17 protein-coding genes are annotated in these 20,469 nt (G+C 65.6%); 11 read left to right on the forward strand and 6 right to left on the reverse strand.

The genetic code is table 11. The features are described from left to right. Positions 1-173: 173 nt before the first annotated feature. Positions 174-479 carry a DUF6481 family protein gene (locus Q7I88_RS01740; protein ID WP_305097319.1) on the reverse strand — a complete coding sequence of 102 codons (306 nt, stop codon included), beginning with the start codon at positions 477-479 and terminating at the stop codon, positions 174-176. A 373-nt stretch (positions 480-852) separates the two neighbouring features. Between Q7I88_RS01740 and rplJ the strand changes: the two genes are divergently transcribed. Next, positions 853-1,368 (forward strand): 50S ribosomal protein L10, encoded by a 516-nt coding sequence (gene rplJ / locus Q7I88_RS01745; RefSeq protein WP_305097320.1) that lies wholly within the window; start codon positions 853-855, stop codon positions 1,366-1,368. Between the two features lie 72 nt (positions 1,369-1,440). Beyond that, positions 1,441-1,818: a 50S ribosomal protein L7/L12 gene (rplL, locus tag Q7I88_RS01750; RefSeq protein WP_305097321.1), complete on the forward strand. Its 378-nt coding sequence runs from the start codon at positions 1,441-1,443 to the stop codon at positions 1,816-1,818. Between the two features lie 193 nt (positions 1,819-2,011). Here the strand turns inward: rplL and Q7I88_RS01755 are convergent, their stop codons facing one another. The 3 genes from Q7I88_RS01755 to Q7I88_RS01765 are packed head-to-tail and all read right to left on the reverse strand — an operon-like array spanning position 2,012 to position 4,921. Continuing rightward, a complete protein-coding gene (locus tag Q7I88_RS01755) occupies positions 2,012-3,745 on the reverse strand; it encodes a cation:proton antiporter domain-containing protein (protein ID WP_305097322.1) in 1,734 nt (577 codons plus the stop codon). Positions 3,746-3,780: 35 nt separating this feature from the next. Further along, positions 3,781-4,335, reverse strand: a complete 555-nt coding sequence (locus Q7I88_RS01760; protein WP_305097323.1) for a c-type cytochrome — start codon at positions 4,333-4,335, stop codon at positions 3,781-3,783. Positions 4,336-4,384: 49 nt separating this feature from the next. Continuing rightward, positions 4,385-4,921: an acyloxyacyl hydrolase gene (locus Q7I88_RS01765; RefSeq protein WP_305097324.1), complete on the reverse strand. Its 537-nt coding sequence runs from the start codon at positions 4,919-4,921 to the stop codon at positions 4,385-4,387. A gap of 163 nt (positions 4,922-5,084) precedes the next feature. On the opposite strand from Q7I88_RS01765, the gene Q7I88_RS01770 reads away from it, so the two are divergent. The 7 genes from Q7I88_RS01770 (at position 5,085) to Q7I88_RS01800 (ending at position 13,209) form a co-directional block, all read left to right on the forward strand. Continuing rightward, a complete protein-coding gene (locus Q7I88_RS01770; RefSeq protein WP_305098643.1) occupies positions 5,085-6,482 on the forward strand; it encodes an MATE family efflux transporter in 1,398 nt (465 codons plus the stop codon). Positions 6,483-6,604: 122 nt separating this feature from the next. Beyond that, the gene (gene groES, locus Q7I88_RS01775) at positions 6,605-6,892 is read left to right on the forward strand and encodes a co-chaperone GroES (RefSeq protein WP_305097325.1); all 288 of its coding nucleotides are present in this window, start codon (positions 6,605-6,607) and stop codon (positions 6,890-6,892) included. A gap of 55 nt (positions 6,893-6,947) precedes the next feature. Continuing rightward, complete coding sequence (gene groL / locus Q7I88_RS01780) at positions 6,948-8,588, forward strand: chaperonin GroEL (protein ID WP_305097326.1); 1,641 nt, start codon at positions 6,948-6,950, stop codon at positions 8,586-8,588. Positions 8,589-8,792: 204 nt separating this feature from the next. Continuing rightward, positions 8,793-9,200, forward strand: a complete 408-nt coding sequence (locus Q7I88_RS01785; RefSeq protein ID WP_305097327.1) for a baeRF12 domain-containing protein — start codon at positions 8,793-8,795, stop codon at positions 9,198-9,200. Positions 9,201-9,211: 11 nt separating this feature from the next. Next, positions 9,212-11,188, forward strand: a complete 1,977-nt coding sequence (locus Q7I88_RS01790; protein ID WP_305097328.1) for a protein-L-isoaspartate(D-aspartate) O-methyltransferase — start codon at positions 9,212-9,214, stop codon at positions 11,186-11,188. A 38-nt stretch (positions 11,189-11,226) separates the two neighbouring features. Next, a complete protein-coding gene (locus Q7I88_RS01795) occupies positions 11,227-12,000 on the forward strand; it encodes a class I SAM-dependent methyltransferase (RefSeq protein WP_305097329.1) in 774 nt (257 codons plus the stop codon). 159 nt (positions 12,001-12,159) lie between these two features. Continuing rightward, entirely contained in the window at positions 12,160-13,209 is a 1,050-nt protein-coding gene (locus Q7I88_RS01800) for a serine hydrolase (protein WP_305097330.1), read from the forward strand. 87 nt (positions 13,210-13,296) lie between these two features. Here the strand turns inward: Q7I88_RS01800 and Q7I88_RS01805 are convergent, their stop codons facing one another. Next, positions 13,297-13,548: a hypothetical protein gene (locus tag Q7I88_RS01805; RefSeq protein ID WP_305097331.1), complete on the reverse strand. Its 252-nt coding sequence runs from the start codon at positions 13,546-13,548 to the stop codon at positions 13,297-13,299. A gap of 272 nt (positions 13,549-13,820) precedes the next feature. On the opposite strand from Q7I88_RS01805, the gene polA reads away from it, so the two are divergent. Beyond that, positions 13,821-16,700, forward strand: a complete 2,880-nt coding sequence (gene polA, locus Q7I88_RS01810; RefSeq protein WP_305097332.1) for a DNA polymerase I — start codon at positions 13,821-13,823, stop codon at positions 16,698-16,700. 48 nt (positions 16,701-16,748) lie between these two features. Continuing rightward, a complete protein-coding gene (locus tag Q7I88_RS01815) occupies positions 16,749-17,834 on the forward strand; it encodes a mechanosensitive ion channel family protein (protein ID WP_305097333.1) in 1,086 nt (361 codons plus the stop codon). A 59-nt stretch (positions 17,835-17,893) separates the two neighbouring features. Here Q7I88_RS01815 and Q7I88_RS01820 read toward each other — a convergent pair whose 3' ends face one another. Continuing rightward, positions 17,894-20,209, reverse strand: coding sequence for a CDC48 family AAA ATPase (locus tag Q7I88_RS01820; protein WP_305097334.1), 2,316 nt, complete (start codon positions 20,207-20,209; stop codon positions 17,894-17,896). Positions 20,210-20,469 lie beyond the last annotated feature (260 nt).

Here is a 20,469-nt window from a genome sequence, read left to right on the forward strand (position 1 = left end):
CTAGGAGGGCGTCGCGGGCGACGGAAAACACGTAGCCTTTTTGACTGACCGCTTTCGTCATTCCAAGGCGCGATCGGTCTTGGCGTGGTCGGGGCCGCTTGCAGATAAAGGCAGCGCCGGCGACCTTCGTGCAAGGTGGCATGTGCCCCCGCAGGCGGTGCGAACTGAGACCTCTAGCGCCGAGCTTTGCGGTTCTTGCGTGCGGCGTACTTGGCATCGCGCTCCGCCTTGCGCTCGGCTTCGGTGGGCGTTGCAGCGCGAGCCGACTCCGCTGCTTCCTCGGCTTCAAGGCGAGCCCGCGCCGCCGCTTCACGCTTATGCGCCGCAGCCGCGTCGCGAGCTTCCCCTGCTTGGCGGCGCCGGGCGAGTTCGGCCTCGCTCACTGCAGGTTTCGCCTTGAGCTTCGCCAGGGCGGCGTCTCGCGCTTTCTGCGCCGCGGCGCGGCGTTCGTTGAAATCGAGCTCTTTGAAACCGGCCATTATCGCGTCCTAGAATTTGCCGCTCCCCCGTGGCGGTTTTCCGGACAAAGCGAAAGCGGAATGACCAATCTTCGCAGTCTTGCCACGGACCGCGTCGAGGAGTTTTGCTTGACCTCGCCGGCAAAATCCCTATTGGCCCGCCCCGACCGGTTCGCCGGTCATCCGTCCGAGACAGCTGCCGGGGGCTTCCCCCTTAATCTGCAGCCTAGACGGGGAAACGAGATTTCTCGCGGAGGCCACGGCTTCCGTTTCGCACGTTCATGACGTGCACTCCTTCCCCATCAACGGACTTGCCCGTGTCGGTGAACGGCATGGGCTAACGTAGCCGGTCGCAGGCGCCCCAGCGCAAGCGGCCATAGTGAAGGAGTATGGCATGGATCGTTCGCAGAAAGCCGATTCGGTCGCCCAGCTCAGCGAAGTCTTCAACGAGAGCGGCGTGGTGGTTGTCACCCGCAATCTCGGCCTGACGGTGGCCCAGTCCACCGACTTGCGCTCGAAGATGCGCGATGCCGGCGCGTCCTACAAGGTTGCGAAGAACCGCCTCGCCAGGCTCGCCCTGAAGGACACCGACTACACCTCCCTCGAGGCATACCTCGTCGGCCCGACCGCTCTCGCCTATTCGGCGGATCCGGTTGCCGCCGCCAAGGCCGTGGTCGAGTTCGCCAAGACGAACGAAAAGCTCGAAATCGTCGGCGGTTCCATGGGCAGCGTGGCGCTCGACGCCGATGGGGTCAAGGCGCTCGCCGCGATGCCTTCGCTCGACGAGCTCAGGGCCAAGATCGTCGGCCTGGTCAATGCACCCGCCACCAAGGTGGTGCAACTGGTCAACGCCCCGGCGAGCAAGCTGGCGCGCGTTTTCGGGGCCTATGCGGCCAAGGAAGCGGCGTAAGCGGTTTTTCCAAACGCGAATTTGCCGGGCGCAGGTTTGCCCCGGTCCATCATTTGAACGGAGTACGAAGTCATGGCCGATATCGCCAAGCTTGTTGAAGAACTGTCGAAGCTGACCGTCATGGAAGCCGCCGAGCTTGCCAAGGCGCTCGAAGAAGAGTGGGGCGTTAGCGCCGCCGCCGCTGTTGCCGTTGCTGCCCCCGCGGGCGGTGGCGACGCTGGCGCCGCTGCCGAAGAGAAGGACGAATTCGACGTCATTCTCACCGGCGACGGTGGCAAGAAGATCCAGGTCATCAAGGAAGTCCGCGCCATCACCGGCCTGGGCCTGACCGAAGCCAAGGCCCTCGTCGAGAGCACCCCGAAAGCGGTGAAGGAAGGCGTGAACAAGGCCGAGGCCGAAGAGATCAAGGGCAAGATCGAAGCTGCCGGCGGCACCGTCGAGCTGAAGTAAGCCTTGAAGGTTTGCGGATGTCTTGAAGCATCCGTGATCGGGAGGGCGGTGCCGCGAGGTGCCGCCCTTTCTCTATGCGGGACGCGACCGGGGCCGATCGGCATTCGGCCCACAGCGGCGAGGCGCTTGTCGCCGCGGCGCCGCCCGGATCGCCAACCGGTGACCGAAAGCGCCTCAAAAGTGGCTATCCGGCTTAGTCGCCGCGGCGTGCGGACCGGGTTTCCTGGGTGATGATCCGGTCGCGCCCTGCGCGGTAGTTGCCTTCACCCTTCTGCAGGTCGAGCCGTTCGCGGTCGTTGTCGCGATAGGTCTTCTCGGTCTTGTCGATGTCCTCGAGGTTGTCGCCCAGCTCCTCGAGCGCGGCGCGGGCCATCTGTACCGCGCTCTCCATCACCTCGCGGATGGCGAAGTCGACCGGCGCGCCGCGCAGATCGATGAGGCTGCGACGATCGAACACCCGGGCGTAGATCTTGGCCTGCGGGAAATGCTCGCGCACCGATCGCAAAAGGTCGGCCGTCGGATTGTCGCCGTCGAGGCAGAACAGGATCATGCTCGCTTCGCCCGCACCCGCCTGACGGAGAAGATCGATACGCGTGCCGTCGCCGAAATAGACCTTCGCGCCGAAGTTGCCGGCAACGTCGATCATCTCGGTGTCGGTGTCGATCAAGGTCACCGGGATGTTTGAGGTAATCAGCATCTGCGCCACGGTTTGCCCGAAGCGGCCATAGCCGACAACGAGCGCGCTGGCCCCGTCGGTGCGTGGGCCTTCGCGCTCTTCCTGCACCATCGGCTCCCGGCGGATGCGCTTGGTCGCCATCATCAGAAACGGCGTGGTCGCCATCGACAGCGTGACGATCGCTCCGAACAGGCTGGCCGCCTCGGGCTCGATCAATAGGCCCTGCTGGGCGCGGGTGAACAGCACGAACCCGAATTCGCCGCCCTGGCTGAGCAGCAGGCCCAGCGCCAGTGCCGCCCGCCAGCGCATCCCGAAGACAAGGCCGAGCCCGCCGATCACCAGTGTCTTGGTCGCGATCAGCGCCCCCGCCATACCCACGACGAACAGCGGATTGGCAGCGATGACCGAGAGATCGAGCATCATGCCGACGGCGAGGAAGAACAGGCCGAGCAGGATCGAGCGGAACGGCTCGACATCGGCTTCGATCTCGTGGCGGAACGGAGTGTCGGCCAGCATCACGCCGGCAATGAACGCTCCGAGCGCGGTCGACAGGCCGAGCACTTCCATTAGCGCTGCCGCCGAAACCACCACGGCCAGTGCGGCGACGACGAACATCTCGCGCTCGCCGAGGCGCGAAATCAGCCGGAACAGCGGCCGCACGAGGAAGCGCCCGGCAAGGATCAGTCCGGCGATCGCCGCCAGCGTTATCAGCACCATTTGCCAGCCGGGGGGACCCGTGTCCTGGGCAGGGTTCCGGCTCAGCGCGGCGACGATCGTCAACAGCGGAATGATCGACAGGTCCTGGAACAGCAGAATCGAGAAGGCCCGCTCGCCGAACGGCGTGTGCAGCCGGCCGGCCGACTGCAGCATCGGCAGGACCTGTGCGGTCGAGCTGAGCGCCAGCGGCAGCCCGATCGCCAGCGACGCGCCGAGCGTGAACGGGGTGGCGACATAGAGCAGCGCACTCAGCGCCAGCCCGCACAGCGCGACCTGTAGCAGGCCAAGGCCGAAGATTTCGCTCTTCATCTCCCACAGCCGGCTTGGCGAGAGCTCGAGCCCGACGACGAACAGCAGCAGCGTAATGCCGAGTTCCGCAACCGGGATCATCGCCTCGGCGTCGCCGGCGAGGCCGAGCACATCGGGCCCAACCACCGCGCCCGCCACGAGGTACCCGAGCGTGGCGCCCAGACCGAGCTTGCGGAACAGCAGCACGAAGCCGAGACCGAAGCCCAGCAAAAGGACCCCGTCCATCAGGAACGAGGCGCCTCCATGTGCCATGAGCGGCCTTACAGCGTCTTCAGATAAGCGATGATGTCCGCCCGCTTGCCGGCGTCCTTGATGCCGGCCAGAGCCATGGTCGTGCCCGGGACCACGGCTTTCGGGTCGGTCAGGTAGCGATCGAGCGTCGCCTCGTTCCAGGTCAGGCCGGAGTTCTTCATCGCATCGGAGAACTTGTAGCCCGGCACGTCACCCGCCTTCTCGCCATAGATCCCGGCGAGCGAGGGGCCGATCAGCGTCTTGCCCGGTTCGGTCGAGTGACACACCGCGCACTGCTTGAATGCCTCGGGCGGGCCGGCTGCGGCTACCTTGGTCGGCGTCGGAGTCGCGCTGGCGGACGCACTGGCGCTCGCACTGGCAGTGGGGCTCGGGGTTGGAGCAGGCGTCTCTGTTGCCCCCGGAGCGGGCGTGTCGCTGGCGGAAACCGCCGGTGTCTCAACCGCCATGGCATCGGTCGCTACGGTTGTGGAGGAAGCCTCGGGTCCCGTGTCGGAAGTATTGTCGGCGCCGCAAGCGGCGAGCGCGAAAGCGAGAGCGGCGGCAACGGCAAGGCGGGACGTCATGACAAGCTCCTGAATGCGTTCGCGCGCTTCCTACCGCGCGCCGCGCAATTCACAAGCGCCAGTTGAGCCGCACGCCCATCATGTCGACGCCCGGGTTCTGCCGCGCGTTAAACAGTCGGGCATGGCTGATGTGCACCCAGCTCGCTTCGACAGAAAGCTGCTCGGATAGCTTGGTACCAAGCGCGAGCTCGGGTTCGAACAGCACCCGGCTTCCAAGCTCGGTATGCTTGCCCGACAGCGGATCGATGCGGGAACGCGGGCCATCCTGCACCACGAACCCAATCCCGGGGCGGATATAGAAGCGCCCCTTCTCGACTTTCCACGCCAGGCCAGCCCCGGCAAAGCTGGTATCCCCGCCAGTGTTCACGGAAGCGAACAGATAGGGCGACGGCTTGCCGATCGCCCGCAGTCCCTCGATCGGATCGAAGCGGTAACCGAGTTCGACGTCGGTCCCGCTCTCCGGCGTGTCCAGTGTGAAAGGGGTGTCCACCCCGTGCACATATGCACCGGCGAACACCTCGCCGGCATGCGCGGGGACCGTCCAGGCGGCGAGCGCAGCGGCGCAGGCAAGGGAAAATCGATACATGTCGGCGCGTGTCCTTTCAGTCGATTGGCGCATGGCTGTGGCAAGCTTGCCGCAAGCTGAAGGAAAGTTTCTCCGGCAACCACTGGGCACTTTTCGGGGCCTGCGCGCGCGACTATCCGGGCCGGCTTTGCCCGGGTCGAACCTGGGCGAAGCGCAGACGATCATGACCACGGACCCGATCCTCAAGCCCCCGCGCGCTCGGGAAGGCTGGCGCGGCGAGATACTCGCTACCCTGGCGCTCGCCTGGCCGCTGGCGCTCGCCAACACGGCGCAGATGATGGTTCACGCGATCGACGTCATCTTCGTCGCCCGGCTGGGTGAGGATGCGCTGGCGGCATCGAGCCTCGGCATTTCGCTTTTCATCGTCGTTCTCGGTTCGCTGACCGGGATGACCGGGTTCGTGGCGGCGCTGATTGCCGCTGAACTCGGGCGGCGCAAGCATGCCGTGCGCGAGGTCCGCCGCTCGGTCCGGATGGGACTGTGGCTCGCAGTGGGGCTCGGCGCCGTGACACTGCTGCCGCTGCATTTCGGCAACGCGATCATGCTCGCAACGGGCCAGGACCCGCACGTCGCCGACCTCGCCGGGCGTTTCCTTCGCATCCTGATGTGGGCGGGTGTGCCGATGCTCTGCTCAAGCGTCCTGCGCAACTTCGTCTCGGCGCTCGGTCGGCCGGTCTTCGCCACGATGATCACCGTCACGGCGATCGGCGTCGGCGCTCTGGCCAACTACAGCTTCGTGTTCGGCCACTTCGGGATGCCGGCGCTGGGGATCGAGGGATCCGCCCTGGCCAGCGTCACGGTGTCGTGCTTCATCTGCGCGAGCTACGTCGTGGCCATCTATTCCGACCGGCGGCTGCGCCGCTACCGGGTGTTCGGCAACTGGTGGCGGCCCGAATGGAGCCGGCTGCGCGAACTGCTGGCCAAGGGATCGCCGGTCGCCTTCACGATCCTTGCCGAGATCGGGTTGTTCGCTTCCGCCGCATTCCTGATGGGCCGGATCGGACCCGCCCAGCTGGCCGCACATGCCCTGGCGCTGCAGCTCGCCTCGATCGCTTTCCAGATTCCGTTCGGCGTGGGCCAGGCGGCGACGATCCGCGTCGGCTACCATTTCGGGGCGAAAGACGAGGACGGGATCGCCCGCGCGGGATGGAGCGCGCTGGCCATCGGCGCCGGCGTCATGCTGCTCTCGGCCGGCCTGATGGTGCTGGCGCCGCTACCGATCCTGCGGCTCTACGTCGATGTCGACCTGCCGCAGAATGCGGAAATGATCGCCTTCGCCGTCCAGTTCATGATGATCGCCGCGGCGTTCCAGCTTTCCGACGGGGTGCAGGCGGTTGCCGCCGGCGTGCTGCGCGGCCTGCAGGACACCCGCGTGCCGATGTGGCTGGCGCTGCTGGGCTACTGGGTGCCCGGTCTCGGCACCGCGGTCTGGCTGGGTTTCTACACCCCGCTGGCCGGAACCGGCATCTGGATCGGACTTGCCATCGGCCTTACGGTTGTCGCGGTCTTGCTGACCTTGCGCTTCGCAGCGCGCGGCCGGATCGGCCTGGTGCCCGCCTGATCCGAAAAATATTGTCGCCGACTCCGCTTGACGCCCGCGCGCGGCATACTCATATGCGCGCCGCTGGCACTCACGCATAGAGAGTGCCAAACCAGGGTTCACTTTGTAGAGAGGCTACCACGATGGCATTTCGTCCGCTGCACGATCGCGTGCTGGTTCGCCGCATCGAGGCCGAGGAAAAGACGGCCGGCGGCATTATCATTCCCGACAGCGCCAAGGAAAAGCCGAGCGAGGGCGAAATCGTCGCCGTCGGCACCGGCACCAAGGCCGAAGACGGCAAGGTCACGCCGCTCGACGTCAAGGCCGGCGACCGCGTGCTGTTCGGCAAGTGGTCGGGCACCGAGGTCAAGCTCGACGGCGAAGACCTGCTGATCATGAAGGAAAGCGACATCATGGGCGTGATCGGCTGATCGCCGCACTCCCGCACGCTTTCCCAACAGACACGAATTTCCAGGAGAAACGAAAATGGCTGCCAAGGACGTAAAGTTCGGCCGCGATGCGCGCGAGCGCATCCTCAAGGGCGTCGACACGCTCGCCAATGCCGTCAAGGTCACGCTCGGCCCCAAGGGCCGCAACGTCGTGCTCGACAAGAGCTTCGGCGCGCCGCGCATCACCAAGGACGGCGTTACCGTCGCCAAGGAGATCGAGCTCAAGGACAAGTTCGAGAACATGGGCGCGCAGATGCTGCGCGAAGTGGCCTCGAAGACCAACGATCTCGCCGGTGACGGCACCACCACCGCCACCGTGCTGGCCCAGGCCATCGTGCGCGAAGGCATGAAGTCGGTCGCCGCCGGCATGAACCCGATGGACCTCAAGCGCGGCATCGATACCGCCGTCAGCAAGGTCGTCGAGAACCTCAAGGGTCGCTCCAAGGACGTCTCCGGCACCGCCGAGATCGCCCAGGTCGGCGTCATTTCGGCCAACGGCGACAAGGAAGTCGGCGAGAAGATTGCCGAAGCGATGGAGAAGGTCGGCAAGGAAGGCGTGATCACCGTCGAAGAAGCGAAGGGTCTCGAATTCGAGCTCGACGTCGTCGAGGGCATGCAGTTCGACCGCGGCTACCTGAGCCCGTACTTCGTGACCAATCCCGAAAAGATGGTCGTCGAACTCGACAACCCCTACATCCTGATCCACGAGAAGAAGCTGTCGAACCTGCAGTCGATGCTGCCGGTGCTCGAAGCGGTTGTGCAGAGCGGTCGTCCGCTGCTGATCATCGCCGAGGACATCGAGGGCGAGGCGCTGGCGACCCTGGTAGTCAACAAGCTGCGCGGCGGCCTCAAGGTCGCTGCCGTCAAGGCCCCCGGCTTCGGCGATCGCCGCAAGGCGATGCTGCAGGACATCTCGATCCTGACCAAGGGCGAGATGATCTCCGAGGATCTCGGCATCAAGCTCGAGAACGTCACGCTCGGCATGCTCGGCGAAGCCAAGCGCGTCACCATCGACAAGGACAACACCACGATCGTCGATGGCGCGGGCGATGGCTCCGACATCAAGGCCCGGGTCGAGCAGATCCGTGCCCAGATCGAGACAACGACCAGCGACTACGACAAGGAAAAGCTGCAGGAACGCCTGGCCAAGCTGGCCGGCGGTGTTGCGGTGATCAAGGTCGGCGGCGCGTCCGAGGTCGAGGTGAAGGAACGCAAGGACCGCGTCGACGACGCGCTCCACGCGACCCGCGCCGCGGTCGAGGAAGGCATCGTTCCGGGCGGCGGTACCGCGCTGCTCTACGCCACCAAGGCTCTCGCCGGGCTCAAGGGTGACAACGACGACCAGACCCGCGGCATCGACATCGTCCGTCAGGCGATCATGTCGCCAATCCGGCAGATCGCCGAGAACGCCGGACACGACGGTGCCGTGGTTTCGGGCAACCTCCTGCGCGAGGATGACGAGACCCAGGGCTTCAACGCCGCGACCGACACCTACGAGAACCTCGTGGCGGCCGGCGTGGTCGACCCGACCAAGGTCGTTCGCACGGCGCTCCAGGACGCGGCTTCGGTCGCCGGCCTGCTGATCACCACCGAAGCGGCGATCAGCGAGGTCCCGGAAGACAAGCCGGCCCCCGCCATGCCCGACATGGGCGGCATGGGCGGCGGCATGGGCTTCTAAAGTCCCACGCCGAAGCAAGCAAACGAGGGGCCGGCGGAGCGATCCGCCGGCCCCTTTCGTCGTCGGGAGCTCGGAGCTGAACTCCGGTGATTTACGAGTGGCCCGAGGCGCTCTGCGGTTCCACATCTCGTTTTCGAGGCGCGGAGCCGGCACTTTGGCGACGCTCGCCCGTTCGGTTGGCGAACGCCCAAGAAAGGAGAGACGATGAAGCTCCCAAACAACGCCCACGTCGCGCTGCTCGACGGAGAGCGCTTTCTCATGCTGCGCAACACGGGAACCCTGTTCGAACCCAAGCTCGAAGCTCTCGGCGAACCCGATATCGAAGCGACCAATTTCAGCGCCGGCGTGCGCCATCAGGACGATGCAGGCCAGCGCAACGGTTCGACCGATCTGAACGAGCTCGCCCACGGCGCAGCTGCGGTCGAGTGGCTCAACGCACAGGTGCTGAGCAACGAAATAGATGCGCTCTTGGTCATCGCCGATCCCAAGACGCTCGGCGAAATGCGCCGGCACTACCACAAGGAACTGGACGCTCGGCTGGTCGGCGAGATTGCCAAGGACCTGTCCGGTGAACCTCTGCCGGCAATAGAGGCGGCCATCGAAAGCGCCTGAGAGATGCGGCGATGACGGACTTTACCGCCCTTCGCGATCGGATGGTGGAGCGGCAGATCGGCCGCCGAGGGATCGATGCCGCCGAGGTGCTGCGTGCGTTCCGCGAGGTTCCGCGCGAGGAGTTCGTACCTGAATCGCTGCGGGAATTCGCCTATGAGGACGGCCCCTTGCCCATCGGCGCCGGGCAGACGATCAGTCAGCCCTATATAGTTGCGCTGATGATCGACGCCGCCGGCGTGAAGTCGGGGGACCGCGTGCTCGAAGTCGGCGCGGGATCCGGCTATGCCGCGGCCGTGATCGGCCGGATCGCGGACAAGGTTTTCGCAATCGAGCGGCACGAGGCGCTGGCGCGCAGCGCGGCGGAGCGGATCGACCGCCTGGGTTACAAGAACGTCTCGATTATCTGCGCCGACGGAACCCAGGGCCTGCCGAACGAAGCGCCGTTCGACGCCATTCTCGTCGCGGCCGGCGGTGACAAGGTGCCCGAGCCGTTGAAACGGCAGCTCGCGGTGGGCGGCAGACTGGTGGTCCCGGTGGGCAGCGAAAGCGTCCAGTCGCTGCTCTGCGTTACGCGCACGGGACCGGAAAGCTGGCGCGAACAGGATCTCGGCGGCGTGCGCTTCGTACCGCTGATCGGCGCGCACGGACGCTGGGAGGAAGGCACCAGGGCAGCAACGAACCACCGCCCAGCGCGCGAGCTGAGCCTGTCCGAATGCATTGCCGAGAGCGCCGAGCCGCTACCTGCGATCGACGATCCCGCCTTCGCCGCCGCCTTCGATCGGTTCGCGGATAGGCGTGTCGTCATGCTGGGCGAAGCCAGTCACGGGACATACGAATTCTATGCCGCCCGCGCGGCAATCACGAAACGTCTGGTGGAGGAGCACGGCTTCACCATCGTCGCCGCGGAGGCCGACTGGCCCGACGCCGCCGTGCTCGACCGGCATATCCGCCATCAGCATCCCCGCGCCGGCGCGCCGCGTCCGTTCCGGCGCTTTCCAACCTGGATGTGGCGCAATTCGGTCATTGCCGGACTGATGCACGATCTCCACGCCGCCAATCGCGGCCGTCCTTCTGGCGAAATGGCCGGCTTCTACGGGCTCGACATTTACAACATGGCCGGATCGATCGCCGCAGTGCTGGCCTATCTCGACGAGCACGATCCAGAAGCCGCCGCGATTGCGCGCGAGCGCTACGGCTGCCTGACGCCTTGGCAGGCGGAGCCCTCGACCTACGGTCGCGCCGCGCTGAACAAAGGCTATGCCGAATGTGAACGGCAGGTGGTCGATGAATGCCGGGACCTGCTCGAACGCGCGCTGCACGAAGATGGGGAGATGTTTGGGGCGGCGATGAATGCGCGCCTCGTCGCGTCGGCCGAGCGCTATTACCGAGTCATGTACTATGGCGGCGCAGAGAGTTGGAACCTGCGCGACAGCCATATGGCAGATACGCTCATGCACCTCCTCGAACACCGCGGACGCGAATCGAAGGCCGTGGTCTGGGCGCACAACAGCCATATCGGCGATGCCCGCGCGACCGAGATGGGCCGGGTACGCGGCGAGCACAATATCGGCCAGCTGGTACGCGAGAGGCTCGGCGAGGAGGTGGCGTTGATCGGGTTCGGCACTCACACCGGAACCGTCACCGCCGCCGCCGACTGGGACTCGGACCACGAGACGAAGCACGTGCTGCCCTCGCGTGGAGACTCCTACGAGCGAGTACTCCACGACAGCGGCGTCCCGCGCTTCCTGCTCGACCTGAGGCGTGAGAAACACCAGGCGCTGACGAAGCGGCTTTCCGAGCCCCTGCTCGAGCGCTTCATCGGGGTTATCTATCGGCCCGAGACCGAGCGCTGGAGCCATTACAGCCACGCCATCCTGTCCGAACAGTTCGATGCACTGGTCTGGTTCGACGAAACGCGCGCGCTCCCTCCCCTCGTCGCGCACGAGAGCCATGAAGGCGACGCGGAGACCTATCCGTTCGGGCTTTGACGCGTTAGGCTGCCGGCTCTTTGGGAGAGGAGATGCCGATGCGCCGTTCGTTCTTGTTGCCCGCCCTTGCCTCGCTTGCCCTGTCGGCCGCTTGCTCGCCGGCCACGCAGGGCGATGCACCGGCATCGGCCGCGCCCGCCGACTACAGCCCCGCGATTGCCGATTCGCGCCGTCCGGCTGCCGATACGGAGCGCGACGCGTTGCGCCTGCCAAAGCAAGTGCTCGAATTTACCCAAGTGAAGAAGGGCGACATTGTCGGCGACTACCTCATGGGCAGCGGCTACTGGACCCGAATGCTTGCCCCGGCCGTCGGCGAAACCGGGAAAATCTACGGTTTCACCGCTGACGAATTCGTCGCCTTCCGGCCGGCCTATGCCGACGAACAGGACGCGGTGATCAAGGACTACGACAATGTCCTCAAGGTCCGTTCGCCGATCGCCGCCCCAGCCTTCCCCGAACCGCTCGATCTGCTGCTCACGGTGCAGAACTTCCATGACCTGTTCATCGAACAGATGCCAAACGGAACGGGGGCCAAAGCGGTCAAGGCGTTCTACGACGCTCTCAAACCCGGCGGGACGCTGGTGGTGATCGATCATTCCGCGCCCGACGGCAGCGGCACCAGCCGCACCAGCGAGCTGCACCGGATCGACCGGCAATTCGTCATCGACACGCTCACAGCAGCCGGCTTCGTGCTCGACGGCAGCGCGGATTTCTATGCCCGGCCCGACGATCCGCGCGATGCCAACGTGTTCGCACCAACGATTCGCGGCAAGACCGACCAGTTCGCGCTGCGGTTCAGGAAGCCCATCTGAGAGAGCCAACTCTCTCGAATTTGGCTTTATTCCGGGTAAACGGGTCATCGCAGACTCGTCTCGTCCGGCCGAAAACGTCCGTTCGTCGCGGGCATCGTTGCAGTTTGGCGGCGGAAAGGATTAACTTTTCAGCAGGACTGGATGGATAATTCTAACGGTATGACTTTTCGCACGATCGGACGCCTGATCGCCCCGCTGGCCTTTGCGCTTGCCGCTGCGGTCCCTGCACAAGCCGACGATGCCGGCCTTGGGTCGCGCTTCGAGGCCGCCTTCGACAACACCTTCGGGACCGAGACGCGCGTGCCGCGCGATTTCACCCCGAGTATCGACAGCCCGCTCGAGCAGCTCGTCGCCCAACTCGCCGATGGCTCCAAGGGCCGCATCGGTGTGGCCGCGGTCGATCTTTCGACCGGTCAGGAGATCGGCGTGCTCGGGGACCAGCGCTTCCCCATGGCCAGTACCAGCAAGATCGCCATTGCCGCGACGTACCTTGAAGGGGTCGACAAGGGCCGCTGGACGCTGACGCGCGAACTGCCCCTGCTTATCCCGATGCGCTCGGCACCATTCTCGACAACGTCTGCGCCGGTACGCGAGGGACAGTACTACACTGCGCTCGACCTGATCGAGTTGATGCTGACGCGCAGCAACAACTCTGCAACCGACGCGCTGCTCCATGCCGTCGGAGGACCGGCGGCTGTCAACGATTGGGCACGCCGCGCGGGCATCAAGAACTACAACCTAACCCGCAGCATCGCCACGCTGGTGCGCGACGACGGCGAGTTCGACCCGGCAACCCATATCGACGTTCGCGACAGCGCGACTCCGCGCGACATGGTCCAGCTGGTCACCGGCATCTATCAGGGCAAGTGGCTTTCGGCCGAGAGTCGCATGATCCTGGTCGATACGATGGAGCGTTGCCGCACCGGCACACGCCGCATCCCCGCGCTGCTACCCGACGACGTCCGAGTGGCGCACAAGACTGGGTCGCTCAACAACACCTCTAGCGACGTCGGTATCCTGATGGGCCCCGACGGGCGCTCGATCGCGCTGGCAATCTACGTCACCGGCCAAGGCTCGCGCGCCAACCGCGAGGCGAAGATCGCCAGCATCGCCCGGGCGATCTACGACGGCTACGCGCAATCCTATGTCCAACGTCAGGCCGAAGCGCGCGAGTGGACCTCGGCGAAATACGAAGACTCCGGCGGTTGACCAGCGATCGCGCGCAACCCGGCGCAAAGAAAAAGGGCGCGGCCTGAAGGCCGCGCCCTTTCTTTTCGTTCGGTTGAACGAAACCGATTAGTCGGCAGCAGCTTCCGAAGAAGTCTCGTCCTGCACGGCGGCTTCGGTCGAAGCAGCAGCGTCGGTCGCGGCGTCGGCGGTGGCGTCGGCAGCGTCGGTCGTTGCGTCAACCGCGGCGTCGGCGTTGGCTTCGGTGTCGGCCATGGCCGAATCCGTAGCTTCCGTAGCGGCGTCTTCGGTCTTTTCCGAGCAAGCGGCGAGCGACAGGGCGCCGGCGGCAATCGCGGCAACGAGAACGATCTTGCGCATGTTTTAGTATCCTTAAACAGCGAGTTTGGAATGCGTTGGACCGGCAGTCTGCCGTACCCCCCGCGAAACCCACCCGGGGGTGGATCTCGAAGGCGGCCAATAATGGCGACTTTGTGGCGAGGCAAGCAGAATGTGGCAAAGCGCCATATTTGGTTCACCTCCGCGCAAGCTGCAGTTGCCGCGCCCCTGCACTGAACAGGACGGGCAAATCCCCGGCAATGCGCGGGCGAAAACGGCTGACCTGATCTGCACTCGCTGCTACCACCCGCGCCATGGCCGAAAAGCAGCATCTCTATCTCGTCGACGGATCGAGCTACATCTTCCGAGCCTATCACCGCCTGCCCCCGCTCACCAATCCGGAAGGCACTCCGGTGGGCGCGGTCTATGGTTACACCACGATGCTGTGGAAGCTGGCCGACGATCTCGACAAGGCTGACGGCCCCACACATCTCGCGGTGATTCTCGACAAGTCGAGCCACTCGTTCCGCAATGAACTCTACGCCGAATACAAGGCGCACCGGCCCGCTCCGCCCGAGGACCTCGTGCCGCAGTTCCCGCTGATTCGCGACGCAACGCGCGCCTTCAGCCTGCCTTGCATCGAGGAGCAGGGCTACGAGGCCGACGACCTCATCGCCAGCTATGCTCTGGCGGCCACCCGCAAGGGCTGGGATGTGACCATCGTCTCGAGCGACAAGGATCTGATGCAGCTCATCGGGCAATGCGCGCAAGACGATCTCGAGCCGGGCGTGGACGAAGGCGGCTGTATCGACATGCTCGACACGATGAAGGACGCCCGCATCGGCCGTGATCAGGTGATCGAGAAGTTCGGCGTCCCACCCGAAAAGGTCGGCGATGTGCTGGCATTGATGGGCGACAGCGTCGACAATGTCCCCGGCATCTACGGCATAGGTCCAAAGACCGCGAGCAAGCTGATCGCCGAAAACGGCAGCCTCGCCGCCGCGCTCGATTCGGCGGCCGAGATGAAGACTTCCAAACTCAAGGAACGCCTGCTCGAGGGGCGCGACATGGCGATGCTTAGCCGCGAGCTCGTCGAGCTCAAGTGCGACATTCCCCTGCCCGTCCCCCTCGACGACATGAAGCTCGACGGAATCGCACCTGAGCCGCTTGCCGCCTTTCTCGAGACTCACGGCTTCAATTCCCTGCTCAAACGGCTGCACGCGGGACGCGGCAGTCCGACCCGCACTACCAATCTCAATCCGGCAAAACGGGACACCGGGGGCGCGCCAGCGGGGGCGGATGGCAACCGCCAGCTTCCCCCCGACATGCCCGCGCTCGACCGCACGACCTACGAATGCGTGCAGACGATGGAGCGGCTGCAGGCGTGGATCGAGCGCGCCTTTGCCGCACGGCTCGTTGCCATCGACACCGAGACGAGCAGCATAGACGCGATGCGCGCCGACCTTGCGGGGATCAGTCTTGCCCTCGGCCCGAACGACGCCTGCTATGTGCCACTGGGCCACGGCGGCAGCGATATGTTTGCCGAGGCGCCCGAGCAGATCCCACTGGCAGACGCGCTCACCGCGCTCAAACCGCTGCTGGAAAGCGATGCGGTGCTCAAGGTCGGGCAGAACATCAAGTACGACATCAATATCCTTGCGCGGGCCGGAGAAAGCGTCGGCGGCATTGCCCTCGGCCCCGTCGACGACACGATGATCATCAGCTTTGCCATGGACGCCGGACGCTCGATCGAGGGGATTGGCGGCGGGCACGGGATGGACGAGCTCAGCCAGCGCCACCTCGGCCACACCACGCTGACCTTCAAGGATATCTGCGGCAGCGGGAAGAAGCAGATACCGTTCGGCGAAGTCCCGCTCGACAAGGCGACGCAGTACGCCGCCGAGGACGCCGACGTGACCTGGCGGCTGCACGCCCTGCTCAAGCCCCGCCTGGCTCTCGAAGGGGGCACGCGGATCTATCAACGAGTCGACCGACCGCTGATCCCGGTGGTTGCGCAGATGGAAAGGCACGGCATCCTCGTCGACCGTCAGCGGTTGGCTGGGCTGAGTAAGGAATTCGCCGCCGAGATCGCGCGCATCGAGCAGGAAATCTACGACTGCTGCGGTCAGGAATTCACCATCGGCAGCCCCAAGCAGCTCGGCGACATCCTGTTCGACAAGATGGGCTACAAAGGGGGCCGCAAGGGCAAGAGCGGGCAGTATTCCACCGACCAGGCGATACTCGAGGGGCTCGCCGCGCAGGGCGCAGAAGTGGCGCAGAAAGTGCTCGACTGGCGCCAGTTGGCCAAGCTTAAGAGCACCTACACCGACGCCCTCCAGGCAGCTATCAACCCCGCCACGGGCCGCGTCCACACCAGCTATTCGCTGGTCGGCGCGCAGACCGGGCGGCTGTCGTCGACCGACCCGAACCTGCAGAACATTCCGATCCGGACCGCCATCGGCCGCCAGATCCGCGAAGCCTTCGTCCCCCAGGAGGGTAACGTCCTGCTTGCAGCCGACTACTCGCAGATAGAGCTCCGCCTCGCCGCGCACATGTGCGACGTGCCGACGCTGAAGGAGGCGTTCCTTGCCGGCGAAGACATCCATGCGCGCACTGCACAGGAGATGTTCGGTACCGTCGACCGCGACACCCGGGCTCGGGCCAAGACGGTCAATTTCGCCATCCTCTACGGCATCAGCCGCTGGGGCCTGGCCGGCCGGCTGGGGATCGAGCCCGACGAGGCGCAAGCGATCATCGACACTTATTTCCAGCGCTTCCCCGGGATCCAGGCCTACATCCACTCCACCCTCGAGCAGGTCCGCGAGCGCGGCTATTCGGAGACCCTGTTCGGGCGCAAGACCTGGTTCCCGCGGATCGGCTCGAAGAACCAGGCCGAGCGACAGGGCAGCGAACGCGCGGCGATCAACGCGCCGATTCAGGGGACCAGCGCCGACATTATCAAGCGGGCCATGGTGCGCATGATGCCCGCGCTCGGCGAGGCCGGGCTCGGTCATGTGCGCATGCTGCTACAAGTTCACGACGAGCTCGTCTTCGAAGTGCCCGAAGGCGATGTGGACGCCGCCGCTCCGGTGATCGAGCGGGTCATGGCGGAGGCGGCGCTGCCGGCGGTCGAGCTGACCGTCCCGCTTGGCATAGAGATCGGCCACGGCAAGAGCTGGGACGCCGCGCACTGACGGAACGGGAGGCTTGAAGGCGCGGCTTCCTCCCCCTACCCGGCTGCCATGAGGGAAACGATCGACAGCCTGGCTGCCAAATTCGAGCCTTGGGCATGGGACCTGATCGTCGCGGTCACGGCAGGAGTGCTCGGCGTGGCGCTAGCGCTGCTGGCGCACCGCGTGCTGTTCGACCTGCTGCGCCGGCTCGCCAGCCACAACAACACCGAGAGCGACGACATTATCGTCGAATCGATGGAGCGGCCCACGCGTTGGGCGATGGGGACGCTGGGCCTGGTGCTGGCGGCGCGGGAGACCCCGGCGCTGCAAATGGCTTGGGAGAGGTTCGCCGGTCTGGTCATGCCGGTGCTGCTCGGCTGGATTGCCTTTAGCCTGGTCAAGGGCTTCGCCAGGGCCATGACGCTGCACGCACAGGCCTCGGTCGACCTTGCCGCAGCGCGCAGCCGACAGACCCGCATCGCCATTCTTTCGCGCACTGCCTTGCTGGTCATCGTGATCGTCACCGTGGGCCTAGTGCTCCTCGATATCCCGGGAGTGCGCGATATCGGCACGACGCTGCTCGCCTCGGCCGGACTTGCCGCCCTCGCCGTTGGCGCAGCGGCGCAGCCGGCACTCAAGTCGCTCATTGCCGGGCTGCAGATGGCGATTACCGAGCCGGTGCGCATCGGCGACCTGGTGGTGGTCGACGGACATACCGGGCGTGTCGAGGAAATCCGGATGAGCTTCGCCACGGTTCGCACCTGGGACGAGCGGGTGATCATCGTCCCCACATCGCGTTTTCTCGAGCAGAGCTTCGAGAACTGGTCGCGCAAGAGCGAGATGTTGACCGGCCCGGTGTTCCTGCACCTCGATCCGGCAACCGAGGTCGAGCCGATCCGCGCCGAATTTCTGCGCTTTCTCGAAACGCGCGAGGAATGGGACCATCGCACCGCCGCGCTGCTGATGACAGAGGCCCATCCCGAAAGCATCGAGCTTCGGCTCGGGATGAGCGCGGCGACGATCGGCGACCTGTGGGGACTGCGCTGCGCCGTACGCGAGCACATGATCGACTGGCTGCGGCGCGAGATGCCGGACGCGCTGATCCGCCACCGCCTCGAAGTCGAAGCGGCCAACGCGCGGGTGGCACAGACCTGACGGGGTCCGGAAATCCTCTCCGCATCGCCGCATCGGCAAGCGAAGAGGATAGTCGGCCGTCAGTCTCCGTGCTTCTTGTCGCGCGTACTTTCGACCATGCCTTCGTGGACGAAACCGATCGGGTTGACCTCGAGCGCCTTGCGCTTGAGCTCCCCCTTCATCTTCGCGTATTCGCTTTCCATCTGTTCGGTAACCGTCGGGCGGCTGTCCTCGAGGGCTTCGGCGAAGTCGGTGGCGCTGACGTCCTTCGCTTCGGCGCCGCCCTTTCGGATGGCTATCAGGCCCGCGCGGCGCACCACGTCTTCGAGATCCGCCCCGGTGTAGCGCTCGGTCTTGGAGGCGATCTTGGCGAGATCGACGTCGCTGCCGAGCGGCATGTTGCGCGTGTGGATGCCGAGGATGCGCTCGCGTCCGGAGGCGTCGGGCGGGCCGACGTAGACCAGCTCGTCGAACCGGCCCGGGCGGAGCAGGGCCGGATCGATCAGGTTCGGCCGGTTGGTCGCGCCGATCACGACGATCGAATTCATCTCCTCCATCCCGTCCATCTCGGCGAGGATGGTGTTGACCACACGGGCGGTAACCTGCGGCTCGGCACCGCCGGTGCCCCGCGCCGGCACGAGGCTGTCGATCTCGTCGATGAAAATGACGCAGGGCGCGACCTGGCGGGCCCGGGCGAACATCCGGCTGATCTGCTGCTCGCTCTCGCCGTACCACTTGGAAAGCAGGTCCGAGCTCTTCATCGAGATGAAGTTCGCCTCGGCCTCCTTGGCGACCGCCTTGGCCAGCAGGGTCTTGCCGGTACCCGGAGGTCCGTAGAGCAGGAAACCCTTGGCCGGGCGAATGCCGAGTCTGTCGAAGGCTTGCGGGTTCTTGAGCGGAAGCTCGACGCCTTCGCGCAGGCGCTCCTCCGCCTCGTCGACCCCGGCGATGTCGGCCCAGCCGACCTTGGGCGCCTGGACCATGACCTCGCGCATGGCGCTCGGCTGGACGCGCTTGAGCGCCTCGCGAAAGTCGTTCTTCTCGACCTGCAGATCCTCGAGCACGTCGGCCGGGATCTCGCGCGCCTCGAGGTCGAGCCGCGGCATGATCCGGCGCACCGCCTCGATCGCCGCCTCGCGCGCCAGCGCAGCGAGGTCCGCGCCGACGAAGCCGTGGGTAGAACGCGCCAGCTCGGTGAGGTCGACTCCTTCGCCGAGCGGCATGCCGCGGGTGTGAATGGCGAGAATCTCGCGCCGCCCGCCTTCGTCGGGTACGCCGATGACGATCTCGCGGTCGAAACGGCCGGGCCGGCGCAGCGCCTCGTCGATCGCGTCCGGTCGGTTGGTCGCGGCAATGACCACCAGGTTGGTGCGGCTTTGCAGCCCGTCCATCAGCGTCAGAAGCTGGGCGACCAGGCGCTTCTCGGCCTCGCCCGAGACGTTCTGCCGCTTGGGCGCGATCGAATCGATTTCGTCGATGAAGACGATCGCCGGCTGGCTGCGCTCGGCCTCCTCGAACACCTCGCGTAGGCGCTTCTCGCTCTCGCCATAGGCCGACCCCATGATCTCGGGGCCGTTGATGGTGAAGAACTCGGCATCGCTTTCGTTCGCGACGGCCTGGGCAAGCCGGGTCTTGCCGGTGCCGGGCGGGCCGTGCAGCAGCACGCCCTTGGGCGGATCGACGCCGAGGCGGGTGAACAGCTCGGGATAGCGCAGCGGCAGCTCGACCATCTCGCGCAGCTGCTTGATGGTCTCCTCCATCCCGCCGACGTCGTCATAGTTGATGACCCCGCGGCCATCGCGCGGCTCTTCGAACTCGGCGCGCAGTTCGACCTCGGTGCTCTCGTCGATGTGGACCACGCCCTTAGGACTGGTCGAGACGACCTGCAGGCGGATCTGGGTCAACGCATAGGCCGGTGCGTTGAACATCCGCGCCACCTGCGGCGGCACGTTTTGCACCGGCTGCTGGCCATGGGTGGCGACGAGGTCGCCAGCGACGAGCGGCTTGTTGAAGAACACCCGCTTGAGCGCTTCGGTCGGGCCCTGGAGCCGCATTTCGCGCTGCGCCGGTGCGAATATTACTCTCGTCGCGGGTTTGGTTTCGGCGCGGCGGATGGTCACGTGTTCGCCACTCGCCGTCTCTGCGTTGGCGCGCTGCAGGCCGTCGAGCCGGACCACCTCGAGCGCTTCATCCTCGTCATAGGCCGCCATAGCGACCGCGGCGGTGACGCGCTTGCCCTCGATTTCGACGAAATCGCCTTCGGTGATGCCGAGCTTCTGGAACGCACTCCGCGGCATGCGAGCGACGCCGCGCCCGCTTTCTTCCTGCCGCGCTGCGGCGACCTGCAGCCGTATGGTACCTTCGTCGACCTTTGCCGCCACTTGCGCGTCTGCCATGGGCTCGCCTTCTTCCGCCTGCTTCTGATCTTGTGTCCCGGCAAGCTAAGGATGCGCATCAGCGAATCCAAGGCGTGCCACGAGTCAAAGCGTTCGGAGCGCAAGACGGGTTCCGCCCGAGACACCGAAAGTGCAGCTGTGGATCGCAAACAAGAAAAAAGCCCGGGCGTTTCCGCCCGGGCTGAAAGTTTGGGAGAGGATGCCTGAAAGGCGCGTTCCTTATGCTGCACCCGCGAAATCTTCGCAAGTGCGAAAAGAGC

Origin of the sequence: Croceibacterium aestuarii (assembly GCF_030657335.1) — a bacterium.
Classification (GTDB): Bacteria; Pseudomonadota; Alphaproteobacteria; order Sphingomonadales; family Sphingomonadaceae; genus Croceibacterium_B; species Croceibacterium_B aestuarii.